This window comes from Acinetobacter sp. 797_lipA (genome assembly GCF_058243025.1).
This window is the reverse complement of the sequence record NZ_JBZAYQ010000001.1, coordinates 1,502,061-1,517,073: the sequence shown is the minus strand read 5'-3', so window position 1 is coordinate 1,517,073 and position 15,013 is coordinate 1,502,061. Positions and strand designations below refer to the sequence as shown.

Here is a 15,013-nt window from a genome sequence, read left to right as displayed (position 1 = left end):
CCTTATTTGACAATAATTATTGTCATTTCATTTTACATGAAATTATTATTTTACGAATGGATTCATCCCTTTTCTTGTAGACGGGATAGTCGCTTTTGTTCGCGGCGCATTTTAAAAAAGTGACTGAGCTGCTGTGAGCATTGCTCATGTAAACAACCTGACTCAACCAAGAACTGATGATTATAATAACCCGTTTCAAATAATTTACGTGCACTTATAAGAGAACCCGCTTTCGGCTCTGTCGCACCAAATACCACTTTTGAAACGCGTGCATGCACCAAAGCGCCCACGCACATGGTACAAGGCTCAAGTGTCACATACATGACCGCATCATCAGGCAAACGATAGTTTTGTGTATTTTGGCAAGCATCGCGAAGTGCTTGAACCTCAGCATGCGCGGTAGGGTCATTTAGCGTAATAGGCGCATTAAAGCCCGAACCAATAATTTTATTTTGACTCACAATGACTGCCCCGACTGGGACTTCACCTTTTGACGCTGCAATAGCAGCCTGCTCTAAAGCAAGCTGCATCCATTCACTATCTATTTTTAAAACATCAGTCATAAAGATTAGATTACATCGTAATGTTTAAGGAGTTCATTCCAACTTTCAATGCTCGTTGTCGGTGGATTACCAGCAAAAATACCCTTTAAGCTGTTACTAGCCCCTTGTTTCCATGCTGGTGACAAGTCTTTATCCACTAAACGCGCACGCACACCCTCAACAAAGTCTGCATGACGAATTTTCCAGTCTGAAATTTGCGTTTCAAGCTCAAACACTTCATTCCAAGAATGAACCGGCTTACCCCACTGCCATAGCAACCATGTTAGTGCAGCAGTTGTTGGTGAGCCTTTTTGCAAGTTTTCACTGGCTTGACGAAGCCAATCACTACGTGCATCACTTAAACCAACAATAGCATCATAATCATGCTCGAAGTTCACACCACGACACACACTATGAATGACATCCAAAGAATTCTGTAATGGACCTGGGCCTACCGGACGATGCATACTGTTTAATGTATCATCAATGGCTCTAAAATCACCTGCTGGATAATGACTCCAGTCTATATTGATGACTTTCTCAAGCACCGTATTACGCTGCGCATCACAGATATGTGTTGCCCAACCAATACCATATGCGCCCGCAGCCGTCATGATCGAACCCGTTAAGCCCGTGAACAAACCAATTGCCCCACGGTCCGCCAAGAAACGCGTTGCACCCACATCTGGGTACAAACCAATATTAATTTCAGGCATCGCTAATCGTGAATGCGGCGTCACCAAACGGAATGGCGCTGCCATAAACAGACCTAAACCACCACCCATGACATAACCTTCACCCCACACCAAGACAGGCTTAGCATAGTTGTGTAGTAACAAATCTAAAGCATATTCTTGCTCAAAGAACTGATTGGCTGTTTCAACTTCATCGTTAATCACCAATTGACGAAGTTTACGTACATCACCACCCGCACAGAATGCTTTTGGTGTGGTTGAATCCAACCAAATGGCTTTTACTGCGTCATCGCTATGAAAATCTTGAAACACTTCAAATAAAGCTGAAACAATCGTTTCATCTAAAGCGTGAAGTGATTTTGGTCTATTCAGACGAACAATGCGCCAACCATTTTTTGCTTCTTCTACAATCAAATCTGGATGGTAGTTTTTAGAAACGGGAGAATATGTCATGCGTCCAGCTGCCAATCTATAGGCTCAATGCCATGTTGTTTAAGATAATTATTGGATTTTGAAAAAACTTTACAACCGAAGAATCCACCACGGTTTGCTGCCAAAGGTGACGGATGTGCCGCCTTTAACACCAAATGCTTTTCTTGATCAATCCGTTGTCCTTTCCGCTGCGCATATGCTCCCCAAAGAATAAAAACAATATGCTCACGCTGTTCATTTAAAACATCAATCACATGATCGGTAAAGTCTTCCCAACCTTGTTTTTGATGTGATGTAGGTTGACCAGCTTCAACGGTTAATACACTGTTCAAAAGCAAAACGCCTTGCTGCGCCCAACGAGTTAAATCCCCATGTTTAGGAATATCAATTCCTAAATCTTTATTTAACTCATGGAAAATATTACGTAAAGATGGTGGTAAAGCAAGCCCCTTTTGCACAGAGAAACTGAGCCCATGTGCCTGATTCGGCCCATGGTATGGGTCTTGTCCGAGTATTACCACTTTTACATTCGCCAAAGGCGTCGTATTAAATGCATTAAAAATCAGCGCATTTGGCGGATAAATCACTTTATTCGCTTTTATTTCTGTAACAAGAAACTGCTTTAACGCATCCATCTTAGTACTAAGCAAAAAGTCACTTAATCCATGTTTCCAACTGGCATCCAGCTGAATTTTATCAAGCTTGGTTTGCTGTTGTTCTGTTAAAGACATACTTGCGCCTTATTCCCTTACTGTATATTCCGTGACAAATTTCACAGTTTGACTTGCAATTCTACATTCGGATTGTGAAATTGGATACCTTCTTTTAATTTGGTATACATTTCAGTGTCCGCCCATTCCGCTTGGATTTGTTCTGAAAACTCGATCTGGCTTAAATCTAAAAGCCCCATCTGTGTATTTTCAATATCTTCAATAAAACTCTGTGCATAGCCCGTATCAGTCTCATGCACAATCACCGAGTACACTTCCACATCGCCTTCACCGTTTTGAGTCACGGTAGACGCAAGTACTTGCTGTGCAAGATAAAAGAAAATACGTGAAAATTGTTCAGCGGATGGCGAAACAGGCAGCGACACCCAACGTGCACTAAATGTTTTACATGCTTGGATATATTCTGGATCATCGTTTTGCCAAAAACAAATCGCATGATCAAAAGAGTCATAAAGGTCTTTAATCACCCCTTTCAGCAAGCCAAAGTCATAAACCATTTGACCATGATCTAATTTCGATGCTTTGAGGAGTAATTCAACTTTATAACTATGACCATGAATAGAGCGTTTACAACGATCCGATGTACAGTTGCGTACAATATGGGCATTTTCAAACTTAAATAACTTACGAATTAACATATGCCGTAATGCAATCAAACTTTCTGAGAATTGACTTTAATTATAAAGCAAAAGTAAACCTATGCTTATTTATTTTATTGTTCAATCCAATTTGCAAATCATATCAGTCTTATATTTACCCTTTAAAAAGGTGACATACTCCGATAAGCCACATATACCGCTTGATCTTTTCGCACCAAATCACTACTAAACTGACGCTTACGCTCACTCAGCAACACTTCAATTCTCGCTTTAAAATAGTTCGATTGTACCCCGAGAAAATCATTAACAGCAGCCCGCTGAGCCTCGTCCACTTGCTTAAACGGATCAATCTCCCACAGTTCATTAGCATTGGAAAAATGCTCCAAATTGGCCTGTCTTTGCTTTTGTAAATTTTGAATAGCAGATACATCCAACTTAGGATCAATGCTGGCCAACACCAGCGCAGGTGCAGTATTTATATTTACCCTTAATTCGTTATTCGGTAAAGCACTCACATAAGGTGCAATCAGTTGATAATTGCGCCCCTCAAACCCCCGCACCAACTTCAACTGTTCAACATTATAAAAAGCACGATTTGATGCCAAATACCCCTGTGCTAAACTTTGATAATAAGCAGATTCAGCACCCATCGGCCCACTGACTTCATCATCTTCATCTTGCCAGTCAATCACTGCTTCTGAAAGCTGTGCAGGCAATCCAACACGGACCAACAGCTTTTCAAACCAAAGTTTTGCAGCCTCATTCGGCTTTTTATCCGACTTAACTAAAGCATTTAAATTAAATTTTCCTGACTCATCTTCTAAACGCCCAGAAACAAAACCATCCTCCACTGGAAAAGCAGGCATGGGCTTCGCCCACGTTTCTTGTAGATGATCGACTTCTGCTGCATTTTGAGCATCATCCACCAACAGCTCAGAAAAAAAAGCTTCAGCACTTTTTGCGTATAATAGAGCTTGGTTTTGTCGCATTAAATAAGCCGTACTCTCTGCGGTATTGCGCTGATGTTTCGCAATCGTAGCCGCAAGGATGGTTGCTAAAGCCACCATCACCAAAATGGTGATCAATGCAATGCCATGCTGAGAGCGCTTCAAAACATCCACCTATTTACAACGAATACATTTAAGGAAAAATGGTTTTGCATAGAGTCCGTGAGTTTCATATCCTGCAACTTAATTTTTTTGTTTTAAAAAGTCTGTATTTAATAAACTAAACACCCATTCATAACTCACTTCATTGACAGTGAGGTTTATTTTTAAACCGCGCGGTAGTATTTTTGCCTGAGTCACATCATTTTCACTCAATGCCACCTCAGGCCATTGTGCCATTTCATTGGGATTGAGTAACATAATTTGAAATTGATCAACTGAATCAAGTAGAACACTGGTTTCAGGTTGATCATTACCTGTTTGATTTAAATTTTTATATTTATAACGGTACAGTTTTTTTTCATCTGCTTTATAAATATATTCAACTCGCTCTTCAGGCGGTATGCCTTGCATCAAAGGATCAGTCACGCCAGTTTTACTAAAGGTCAACTGACCATTTTGCAACATGACTGCGGGTTGAACCTGCCCCGTAACATTGGCAGTAATTGGTACAATTTGCACCGTGTCACGTAACACTTGTTGATATGCTTCTTGTAGCTGACCTAAGCGTTGTTCATGTTGGGTATTACGCTCTTTAATCTTGATCAGATAATCAAAAACCTTCCAACCCAAAGCTGAAAGCACAGCAAAAATCGCGATTGCCACCAATAACTCAACCAAAGTAAAGCCTGAGCGTTTTGTCATGGTTGGCTTCCATCACGATGGTTAAAAAAAACTAAACTCGTAACACCCGAATCTGCTTTTCCAGTTTCAGTATTCACCAAGCTCACTTGTACATTGACGCGTTGCACATTAGTACTAATCGTTGCCTGCGCTGATTTATCAATTTGCCAAGTTTCACCTTGTTGGGTGATTTGTTTAGAGGCCGTGCCTTGTAGCCAATCACGATTGATTTCCATCATCGAAATTTCATTCAAGGCAACAAATTGTGCCTTGGTACGCAAGATGGCATGGGCTGTAGACTGAGTATATTGCATACCTACTTTGGTTAAAGCGACCGCTGCCGTAGCAAAAATAGCCAGCGCCACCATCACTTCCAGCAATGTAAATCCTGCGACACGGTTAACTTGAGCAAGGTTGGATCTGAGAGGCACTGCCTTACAAGCAAGGCCAAAAGCTATGTTTGAAGTACGAGGATTAATGAAATAACGTTTCATCCGAGCGCAAGCCGGCAGACTATTGTTTAAATCTTTAGCTCGCATTTATTTTACCCAAATGATCAATTTCAATTTCTGCACCCACGGGCTCATTGGCATAATAAAATTGAATACGAACAGGTTTGGCTTCGCCATTCCCCAACCAAATCAGTTTAGGTGCATTCTCTTGGGTTAAATCCTCGTTTCGGGCTTGGGAAACATCATAGTCTAAGGATTGCACAACAAAAGAAACATTTTTGGCTAACACTTGCTGTGGGAACTCATTATATTTTTGCCATTTTTGTTGATTCAGCATTGCATTATTTTGTTGTTCTGTGGGTATGGTAAATTGAGGATTTTTATATTCAACAACAGAATAAGAAAAATCAGCCACATCGGTCGCAGGATGAACCTCTAGTGCCAAAACACGTGCTTGATCATTTGCCTCACGTGCAATTTTCTGTACATCCATGATAAAAAAATCACGAGCTTGCGCTGCTTTACGTTGGTCGACACCATTGATATTCAACATTACCAATGATGCCATAATGGCCATAATAACAATAACCACCATCAATTCAACTAGTGTAAATCCTTGAATCCTTGAAGGTGGTTTCTGTTTCATACATCCTATCCGCTAAGCAAGATATCCCGCTGCGCCCGTTTGTTTAGGCATCGCCAGAGCTTGGTCGATGTAGGCCACGCGCAAAGTATCGCGCGACCCCAAATATCGTTGATAAAAACTAGAGTTCAAAATCGCTGCGGCACCGTGCGTCAAAGACCAAATAGATGCTAAATAGTCACGTACTGTCATTTGACTCTCTATCGACTCCAAATACCGCTCGGTCATACGAATAATTAAACGCAGACGTTGCTTCCGAATTTGATAAAGTTCAGTAAACAACTGATAGATCCCAACACCTGTGGTGGATAATCGCTCTTCTATTTGGTGAAATAGCACCGTGCGTTCAGGATGATGCAAATGGTGTAACATAAAAAAAGCCAGATGTTCAGGGAACTGCTTATCTGTATCTTTAATCATTTCAAGCAACATCTGCTCATTACGAATAATGAGCAACATATACAGTTCATCTTTACTTTGAAAATGTTTATAAAGCGTACCTTTTGCTAGATCTAATTCCGCAGCCAATGCATCAAGGGTCATTCCTGCTTCGCCATTTTCTAAAAGTAACTGTTCAGCCACTTGGAAAATTAACGCTTCTCTTGCTCGAAACTGAGCCTGACGATCCATTTTCACCCTAGTACTCTCTTATACACTTTTATCGTTTCAATTTATTTACTTCATGTTGAGAAGGTTTTCAAAGTTCTGTGTTGTGATGAACGCCATCTCTTCTAAGGACTTATCATATACATCTGCCAAGGCTTTGGCTACATAAGGTACGTACTTTGGCTCATTAGACTTTCCTCTATATGGCATCGGGGCTAAATAAGGACTATCCGTCTCAATCAACAAACGATCTAAAGGAACTTGCTTCGCCACATCACGTAAATCTTGCGCATTTTTAAAAGATACAATTCCTGAAAATGATACATAATAACCACAGTCTAAGACAGCTTTAGCCGTTTCCCAGTCTTCTGTAAAACAATGCAAAATTCCATGCGTTGATTTTTCAGCACGGATAATATCAACAGTATCGTGCTTGGCAGAACGGGTATGCACAACAACTGGTTTTTTTACGGCTTGTGAAGCATGAATATGTCGTGCAAAACAGTCTTTTTGCTCAGCGATGAAATCTGTACTATGAAAATAATCGAGCCCAGTCTCACCAATTGCCCAAACTTTTTCAGGCTGTGCCAACTCAATTAAATAGTCTGTGGTTGCACGAGCCATGGTTTCAGGATCTTCACAAGGATGTACCCCGACGCTATAGCCCACATCGTCATGCCGTGCCGCAATTTTTGCTAGCTCAATATGATCATCAAGATCAACCGAGATACTCATAAAGCGATGAACGCCCGCTGCACGTGCTTGCGCTAATGCTAAATCTAAATCCCCATCATAAGGGGTTAAATCTAGCATGGTTAAATGGCAGTGTGTATCTACAAACACAGGCGTTTCCTACTTCATATACTTAATTACATAGTGTAACTAGTTCGCCCTTCAGACTTAATACCTGCAAGCAACTTTTCCGCTTCTGATTTGTAATAAACCCCTTTCTCCCCAGAAAGTTGAATACCAAATCCTTGGAGTTTGATTCCATTTTGCTTTTGCGAAATCCAAATCACTTTACCTGTGAGAGGAATTTTCTGTGCTTGCTCTGGCAATGTTGCCAAAACAAAGACTTCCTCTCCCATTTTTACGGGTTGTTTGGATGGAATAAATAAACCACCACCAACCACAAAGGGCATGTAGCTTGCATATAACGTTGCTTTATCTGGAATATTGGCTTGAATAATCCCGCCCATACGTGGTTGCATAAAATTCCCCTGTTTTAAACATCCATCAACCGAATACACAATTGGTCGAGCACTAAATTAGTTTGTACGTTTTGTTCAATATATTGTTTTGACTGTTGCAACTCAGCATAAATTGAAAACAAAGTTTCAAGTGAATACCGTTCTGCCAGCACATTAAAATCCAAATCAGTGTTTTTTAACTGCTGATTTAGCTTGACACAAATCAAATCTGACAACAAGTACTCAAACATTTGACTAAAATCACTAAATGTCAGCGCTTTATTCCACTTGGTCGCAATTGCCATCGGCATATTTTTATCCACCACCAACTTTTGCCAATCTTTTAAAAATTCAGCACGTTGGGGAATCCATTCACTCTCGGACAATGTAATTGCCTGCAACGGCATATGATTGGACAAGTTCATCAACAAATGTTGCTGTGCCAAATCGCTATGGGACAAATGCTGATTTAAAAATTGCTCTGCTTGCTGTTCATTTATGCGATCCAAAGCAAAATGTTGCAAACGACTGCGAATGGTTGCAGGCAGTTTTAAATAATGATCTGCCAATAAAATGATAACAACACGATCACCTGGTTCTTCAAGCGTTTTCAATAAAGCATTGGCTGAAGCTGTATTTAAAGCTTCGGCTGGTTCAATAATGATGACGCGCCAACCGTCTACCGTTTGCTGCACAAAAGGCAGCAGATCACGAATTTTCTCAATTTTGATCTTAGCATTTTGTTTCTTATTGTCTTCATCGGTAGTGATGTGCACATAATTGGGGTGTGTATCCGCCTTTAACCACTGACAACTCCCACACTCCCCACAGGCCAAATGCTTTGGCTGCCGCTTCGCACATAAGACCCAAGCAAGAAACTGCTCAGCTAAAGTCTCTTTACCACAACCTTTTTTCCCATAAAACAATAAGCCATGACCAATATTGGGAAAACGTGTGGTTAAAGTTTCCCAAACATTTTGATGCCACGGATAAATCTGCTCAGGCAGCGTTTGTTTCATGTATACGACCTAAGTTCTATTATGCAAAATGAGCCACATCCATGGCATTTAAACGATCTAAATCCTCTTGTGTATCCACACCCGGTGGTAAGTTCGCTTCTGCGATATCAATGGCAATACGATGTCCATTTTCCAAAACACGCAGTTGCTCTAAGCTTTCGAGCGTTTCAAGTGTACCCATATCCCATGTCACATATTCTTGGAGCAATTTCACGCGGTAAGCATACAAGCCCAAATGACGGAAGGCTTGTTTATGCAACGTTTGTTGCACTTGCTTTGCAGCATCTCGGTCATATGGAATAGTGGCGCGACTAAAGTAAAGTGCTTGTTTGTACTTCGACATTACCACTTTAACAATACTGTCACGTTTAAATTCATCTAAATGCTGAATTGGTTCGCACAAGGTCGACATTGAACAATCGGCTTGTGACTCTAAAAGTTGCGCGACTTGCTTAACCAAAGCTGCAGGCAACAAAGGCTCATCACCTTGAACATTCACAATGATATCTTCGCTGGCCCAGCCCTTAATTTTTGCCACTTCACTTAGGCGGTCTGTTCCTGAGGGATGATCCGCAGAAGTCAACACCGCATCCACACCTTCAGCCACGCAAAGATCATAAATTCGCTGATCATCCGTTGCGACGCAAAGATCATCAAAACCTTCCACTTTCTTCGCCTGATCAACGACCCGTAAAATCATTTCACGGCCATGAATTTTAAGGAGTGGTTTTCCAGATAAACGTGTGCTTGCGAAACGTGCAGGAATAACAATATGCTTCATAAAAGACCTTAAGAAATTTCAATACCTACAGCGGCGAGCTGTTGATGTAAGGTGTCATAACACGCCGTCGATAACACTGCATCGACAGGAACAACCCAAATATCACGGGCAAAACTAGGATTTTGTTTGAGCAACGCTAAAATTTTCACTGCATCTTTTTCAGTGGTAATAATGGGATTGGCATCGTCAAAAACCAAATCCTCTAACTCATATTCATAATGATCGGCAAACTCATGACACTGGAACTGCTGCACCCCCATACGCTCTAAAGTACGATAAAAGCGCTGCGGAAACCCAATCCCCACGACCGCATAAAAATCATCTTGCGGATTGAAAGCTTTTGCTTCAGTACTGTTCAACAAATAAGGCTCTGCAACTTCTAAGTGCATGTGCATAGTACGAGTAGGATGATCTGCATGCTCGATCACTATGCCTTGATCCAACCTAGACTTTGGCTCTCGTAAATAACCTTCGGGCAATAACTTTTCATTGCCTAGTCCACGATTATTATCTAGGACAATCCATTCAATTTGGCGACTCAATGCCCAATGTTGAAGCCCATCATCACTAATGATCAGATCAATGGGATAGTGAGATAAAAGCAGTTCAATACTTTCTTGGCGATTTGGACCCACCGCCATCGGCACATCAGTGGATTGCACGATGAGAGTTGGCTCATCACCTACATTTTCAGGCAATGAGTTGAGATCCACCATAGTCGGAAATGGGCCTTTGGCACCATAACCACGACTGATCACACCCACTCGAATATTCTTACTTTGCAGATAACTCACCAAGTGAATGAGCAGAGGGGTTTTACCACTCCCACCCACGGTAATATTACCAATCACCATGACAGGTACAGGAGCCGTATAGGCTTTTTTAATATTGCACCGATACAACTTACGGTTTAGAAGAAAACCGCCTCGATATAACCAAGACAACGGACGAAGCACAATTAACCACTTTGCCTGTGAGTTCCAAGCATCCTGAATAAACTGTGCACCTGACATGACTTAGTTTTCCTCAAAATTACGCTGATGGAGCTGATAGTAAGCACCCTGCTTCGCAATCAGTTCAGCGTGTGTACCTTGCTCTACTATACGCCCTTTATCCATCACCACAATACGGTCTGCATTTTCAATAGTGGATAAACGATGCGCAATGACAATCGTGGTCCGATCCCGCATTGCAGCATCGAAGGCACGCTGAATAAAGTACTCTGATTCATTATCAAGCGCGCTGGTGGCTTCATCTAAGATCAATACAGGCGCATTTTTCAAAATCGCACGAGCAATGGCTATACGTTGACGTTGGCCACCCGATAAATTAAGGCCTTGCGCCCCCAACTTAGTGTTGTAGCCTTGTGGTAAAGCCATAATAAAGTCATGTGCATAGGCCGCTTTTGCTGCTGCAATTACCTCTTCATCAGAGGCATTTTCAAGCTGACCATAGGCAATATTGTCACGCACAGTGCGGTTAAATAAAACCACTTGTTGATTGACCATTGCCACTTGGGTACGCAGACTATTGATTTCAATATCGTGAATATCAATACCATCAAAGAGGATTTGACCCGAGGTCGTATCTTGAAAACGCACCAGTAAATTTACTAAAGAAGTTTTACCAGCACCAGAGCGCCCCACTAAAGCAATCGTCTCACCCTCTTTGACACTCAGATTAAAATCATGCAACGCTTGATAACCATCCACATAAACTAAGTTCACATCTTTAAAGTCGATATTACCTTTCAGTACTGGAGTTAAAGTCCCAGTATTTTTTTCTTCAGGCAAATCTAAAATTTCAAAAACTGAATGTGCTGCAGCCATACCCCGTTGAATTTTTTCATTCACATCAGTCAATGCTTTAATTGGCCGACTCAACATACCTGCTGCAGTAATATACGCCACAAATTGACCCGCGCTGGTATCTTGTAGAATTTCTGGGCGTAGTGCGATCCACATCACAATACTCAGAGCAATTGACATAATCAACTGTACAATTGGACTATTGAGCTGTTGCACAACCACCATTTTCAAACCGCGTCGTAAATTCTCCAATGAGGTATCTTTAAAACGTTGTTGCTCATACCCTTGACCACCAAAACCTTTCACCACTAAGTGACCATTGACTGTCTCTTGTACCACGTGATTGACATCCCCCATGGTGTCTTGGACTTGAATAGAGAGCTTACGCATACGCTTTGCTGCTTTACGAATAAGCAACCCAATCAGTGGCGCAAAAATCAAAATACACAAAGTCAAACGCCAGTTGCTATATATAAGGTAACCGAGCAATGCAAGAGTGATTAGACCTTGCTGAACAATAGTTCTTAATGACTCTGTAGATGCGGCTGTAAGCTGCTCCACGTTATACATAATTTTCGCAGTGATATGACCACTGTTATTGTCCAGATAATACTGCGAAGGAAGACGCAATAATTTGGCAAAGACTTCTTGGCGAATATTAAAGACCAAGTTTCTGGAAATGACCGCTGTAAAGTAGCCGCCCATGAACAAACCCAGCCCACGGAAGAACATTACCACAACAACCAAAATTGGGAACAATGTCGTAAAACCTTGATCACGGTGTTGAATCGCTTCAATAATTTTTTCAAGTAATTTAGCGACAGAAACTTCTGTCGCCGCATTCATAGCAAAACCAATCACCACAAGAATCGCTACGCCCCAATACGGTTTTAAATAGCTCAGTAGACGTAGATAAACTTTTAAATCGTGTTTCACTAATAACCTCGAGAAGGCACTTTGGTACTAATATTGATATTTACAAATCCCAACTGACCTGCCACATCCATCACACGGATCACATCCTGATGGGTTGCTTTTGCATCCGCAGCAATCACAAACATTAGATCACGACGGTCATTGGAAATCTGTTTAATTGCGGTATTTAATTCTGAAACATCTTTCGATGCAATAGACTGACCATTAATTGAATAATGCCCTGTGGAATCTACCACCACTTCGATTTTATGATCAAATGTTTTCGGTGGAACACCTTGCGCATCAGGCAAGGTTAAATTCATACGACTAAATTGATTGAAGGTGGTGGTCAGCAATAAAAACACCAAAATAAATAATAAGCAATCAATCATTGGTGTAAGGTTAATATGAACATCTTCAACTTGTGAACGTTTGAATTTCATACTTCACCTTAGCTCGCTTGCTTCACAACAACATCATCATGGTTTTCAAGCACAGTTTCTGTTTGCTTATAAAATAAAGCCGCATGAAATAAAGTCGATTGCTGTTCTAATTCAGCAACATACTCTTGAACTAACCGCTGAAAATAACGATAAGCAAATAATGCGGGAATCGCAATGAACATTCCTGCCGCAGTTGTAATCAGTGCTTTAGAAATCCCCGGAATCATCAGTGTTGGATTACTACTATTCCCAATATCAATCATTAAAAATGACTCGATAATCCCAAGTACCGTTCCCAATAATCCTAAAAGAGGCGCGACAGCACTCAATGTTCCCAAAAAATTGATGTTTTTTTCAAGATAACCAATTTCCTGAGAGGCTGTTGCTTCCATCTGTGCACGTGCAAACTGTTCACCTTGTGCCTTACTTTGGTAACCAGCTTCCAAAATACGACCCAATGTCGTTGCCTGTAAATCCTTATTTTGTTTAAGTTTAGGCAAAACCATTTGTACGCTTTGCGCTGGGTTTAATAGCAAATCTTTCGGTAAAATAGTAGTTTTCTTCAAGCGAATAAAACGCTCTAAGCTAATCGCAACAGTAAAGATCGAACAGAGCACAAGGGGCAGCATAAGCCACCCACCTGCTTTTACCAATTCCCACATAACACTTCCCCAAGTATTTAGAAATAGAAAATAAAATTATTCAGCTAAGCAAATATTCAAAATACCATCTAACTCATCGAGTGAATGATAATGAATCGTGAGCTTGCCTTTCCCTTGTTTATTATGATCAATTTTGACATTTGCACTAAAACGATCTGTTAAGCGCTGTGTCAATTGTTGAAGATCTGGTGCAATTTCCGTTTTGGATTTTTCTTGTTTAGGCGCATTGAGATCACGAACATATTGTTCAGTTTGGCGAACAGATAAGCTTTTCTCTATCACCAATTCTGCGACTTTCAGTTGATCTTTCCCTTTCAAAGTCAAAATGGCACGAGCATGTCCCATGTCTAGTAAACCTTGCTGCATAAAGTCTTTAACTTGCTCAGCTAGACTTAATAAACGTAGCAAATTACTTACTGTGGTACGCGCTTTGCCTACCGTATCCGCAATTTCTTGATGACTTAAACCAAACTCTTCATGAAAACGTTGTAATGCCATCGCTTGATCAATCGGATTAAGGTCTTGACGTTGGATGTTCTCAATCAACGCCAGTGCAATTGCAACTTGGTCTGTTAAATCACGAACAATGGCTGGGACTTGCGTTAAGCCAGCAAGTTGGGCCGCACGCCAACGACGCTCACCCGCAATAATTTCATAGGGGTGCTTTTCATTATCAATTGGACGAATCACAATCGGCTGCATCACACCGTGTTTTTCAATCGATGCCGCTAACTCTTGTAAGTCTTGCTCATTAATAAAACGACGTGGCTGATATTCACCACGTTGTAATAAATGCACATCAATTTGTTTTAGCTGACCGTGATCAAGAGCTTGTGCTTCAAGTTGTAATTTCTCTTTTTGAATGGAACCGAGTAAGGCATCTAAACCACGACCTTTTGCCAGTCCACGTTTTTTAACGGTCATGCGTTACTTCCTTTTTTCACTTTGCTTTTCTTAATCATTTCAGCTGCTAAATGTAAATAAGCAACTGCGCCCTTCGAGCTTTTTTCAAAATAAATCACAGGCAAACCATGCGCAGGTGCTTCAGCTAGACGCACATTACGTGGAATGACCGTGTCATAGAGTTTTTTGCCAAAGTATTGTTCTAATTCTTCAGACACATCACGCGTCAGTGCATTACGTGCATCATACATGGTGCGTAAAACACCAATAATTTTTAACTCAGGATTTAATGCTTGTTGAATACGATCAATGGTCTGTGTTAAATCTGCCAAACCTTCCAAAGCATAGTATTCACACTGCATTGGAATCATCACACCATCCACCGCTGCCAGTGCATTAACCGTGATCAAGCTTAAACTTGGCGCACAGTCCACAATGATGTAATCATATGCTTGTTCAATTTCTTGCAACGCATCACGCAGAATAAACTCACGCCCTTCTTGTTCAGCAATCGCAAGCTCAACTCCTGCCAAATCACGGTTTGCACCCAAGACCTTATAACCCACTTCCGCCTTGGTAATTGCAGTTTCTATAGGTACTTCACCCAGTAAAACATCGGTCACTGAATACAGTAAGTCATTTTTTTGAATGCCAGACCCCATGGTCGCATTGCCTTGCGAGTCCATATCAACCAATAAAACACGCTTTTTAAGTACTGCTAAAGATGCAGCCAAATTTACTGCGGTTGTGGTTTTACCTACACCACCTTTTTGGTTCGCAATCGCAATAATTTGTGCCATGA

Annotated in this window: 19 protein-coding genes; all 19 read right to left on the bottom strand. The window is 41.1% G+C overall.

Going from position 1 to position 15,013, the window contains the following annotated elements; all coding sequences use genetic code 11:
• Nucleotides 1-62: 62 nt before the first annotated feature.
• Nucleotides 63-563, bottom strand: coding sequence for a tRNA adenosine(34) deaminase TadA (tadA, locus tag AC4CU2_RS07330; RefSeq protein WP_005401161.1), 501 nt, complete (start codon nt 561-563; stop codon nt 63-65).
• A 5-nt stretch (nt 564-568) separates the two neighbouring features.
• The gene (locus tag AC4CU2_RS07325) at nt 569-1,690 is read right to left on the bottom strand and encodes an enoyl-CoA hydratase/isomerase family protein (RefSeq protein ID WP_490768545.1); all 1,122 of its coding nucleotides are present in this window, start codon (nt 1,688-1,690) and stop codon (nt 569-571) included.
• A complete protein-coding gene (gene ung, locus AC4CU2_RS07320) occupies nt 1,687-2,400 on the bottom strand; it encodes a uracil-DNA glycosylase (protein WP_004696856.1) in 714 nt (237 codons plus the stop codon). Before ung ends, AC4CU2_RS07325 begins: the two co-directional genes overlap by 4 nt.
• A gap of 41 nt (nt 2,401-2,441) precedes the next feature.
• Entirely contained in the window at nt 2,442-3,038 is a 597-nt protein-coding gene (locus AC4CU2_RS07315; protein WP_004696854.1) for a 6-pyruvoyl trahydropterin synthase family protein, read from the bottom strand.
• Between the two features lie 122 nt (nt 3,039-3,160).
• Nucleotides 3,161-4,111 (bottom strand): type II secretion system minor pseudopilin GspK, encoded by a 951-nt coding sequence (gene gspK / locus AC4CU2_RS07310; RefSeq protein ID WP_114836890.1) that lies wholly within the window; start codon nt 4,109-4,111, stop codon nt 3,161-3,163.
• 78 nt (nt 4,112-4,189) lie between these two features.
• Complete coding sequence (gspJ, locus tag AC4CU2_RS07305; RefSeq protein WP_087013490.1) at nt 4,190-4,810, bottom strand: type II secretion system minor pseudopilin GspJ; 621 nt, start codon at nt 4,808-4,810, stop codon at nt 4,190-4,192.
• Nucleotides 4,807-5,328 carry a type IV pilus modification PilV family protein gene (locus AC4CU2_RS07300; protein ID WP_490768544.1) on the bottom strand — a complete coding sequence of 174 codons (522 nt, stop codon included), beginning with the start codon at nt 5,326-5,328 and terminating at the stop codon, nt 4,807-4,809. The genes gspJ and AC4CU2_RS07300 overlap by 4 nt, the downstream gene beginning before the upstream one ends.
• Complete coding sequence (locus AC4CU2_RS07295) at nt 5,318-5,887, bottom strand: prepilin-type N-terminal cleavage/methylation domain-containing protein (RefSeq protein WP_490768543.1); 570 nt, start codon at nt 5,885-5,887, stop codon at nt 5,318-5,320. Before AC4CU2_RS07295 ends, AC4CU2_RS07300 begins: the two co-directional genes overlap by 11 nt.
• A gap of 12 nt (nt 5,888-5,899) precedes the next feature.
• Nucleotides 5,900-6,514, bottom strand: a complete 615-nt coding sequence (locus tag AC4CU2_RS07290; protein ID WP_114836892.1) for a TetR/AcrR family transcriptional regulator — start codon at nt 6,512-6,514, stop codon at nt 5,900-5,902.
• Between the two features lie 45 nt (nt 6,515-6,559).
• Nucleotides 6,560-7,333, bottom strand: coding sequence for a TatD family hydrolase (locus AC4CU2_RS07285; RefSeq protein WP_078425022.1), 774 nt, complete (start codon nt 7,331-7,333; stop codon nt 6,560-6,562).
• A 26-nt stretch (nt 7,334-7,359) separates the two neighbouring features.
• Nucleotides 7,360-7,701: a PilZ domain-containing protein gene (locus tag AC4CU2_RS07280; RefSeq protein ID WP_005401154.1), complete on the bottom strand. Its 342-nt coding sequence runs from the start codon at nt 7,699-7,701 to the stop codon at nt 7,360-7,362.
• A gap of 14 nt (nt 7,702-7,715) precedes the next feature.
• A complete protein-coding gene (locus AC4CU2_RS07275) occupies nt 7,716-8,699 on the bottom strand; it encodes a DNA polymerase III delta subunit-related protein (protein WP_490768542.1) in 984 nt (327 codons plus the stop codon).
• A gap of 19 nt (nt 8,700-8,718) precedes the next feature.
• Nucleotides 8,719-9,480 (bottom strand): 3-deoxy-manno-octulosonate cytidylyltransferase, encoded by a 762-nt coding sequence (gene kdsB / locus AC4CU2_RS07270; protein ID WP_490768541.1) that lies wholly within the window; start codon nt 9,478-9,480, stop codon nt 8,719-8,721.
• 8 nt (nt 9,481-9,488) lie between these two features.
• Nucleotides 9,489-10,493 (bottom strand): tetraacyldisaccharide 4'-kinase, encoded by a 1,005-nt coding sequence (gene lpxK, locus AC4CU2_RS07265; protein ID WP_078388680.1) that lies wholly within the window; start codon nt 10,491-10,493, stop codon nt 9,489-9,491.
• 3 nt (nt 10,494-10,496) lie between these two features.
• Nucleotides 10,497-12,224, bottom strand: coding sequence for a lipid A export permease/ATP-binding protein MsbA (gene msbA / locus AC4CU2_RS07260; protein ID WP_078388679.1), 1,728 nt, complete (start codon nt 12,222-12,224; stop codon nt 10,497-10,499).
• Complete coding sequence (locus tag AC4CU2_RS07255) at nt 12,224-12,646, bottom strand: ExbD/TolR family protein (protein ID WP_004696832.1); 423 nt, start codon at nt 12,644-12,646, stop codon at nt 12,224-12,226. Before AC4CU2_RS07255 ends, msbA begins: the two co-directional genes overlap by 1 nt.
• A gap of 8 nt (nt 12,647-12,654) precedes the next feature.
• Nucleotides 12,655-13,308 carry a MotA/TolQ/ExbB proton channel family protein gene (locus AC4CU2_RS07250; protein ID WP_490768540.1) on the bottom strand — a complete coding sequence of 218 codons (654 nt, stop codon included), beginning with the start codon at nt 13,306-13,308 and terminating at the stop codon, nt 12,655-12,657.
• Between the two features lie 36 nt (nt 13,309-13,344).
• Nucleotides 13,345-14,232, bottom strand: a complete 888-nt coding sequence (locus tag AC4CU2_RS07245; protein WP_004696828.1) for a ParB/RepB/Spo0J family partition protein — start codon at nt 14,230-14,232, stop codon at nt 13,345-13,347.
• The gene (locus AC4CU2_RS07240; protein ID WP_004696827.1) at nt 14,229-15,011 is read right to left on the bottom strand and encodes a ParA family protein; all 783 of its coding nucleotides are present in this window, start codon (nt 15,009-15,011) and stop codon (nt 14,229-14,231) included. Before AC4CU2_RS07240 ends, AC4CU2_RS07245 begins: the two co-directional genes overlap by 4 nt.
• Nucleotides 15,012-15,013 lie beyond the last annotated feature (2 nt).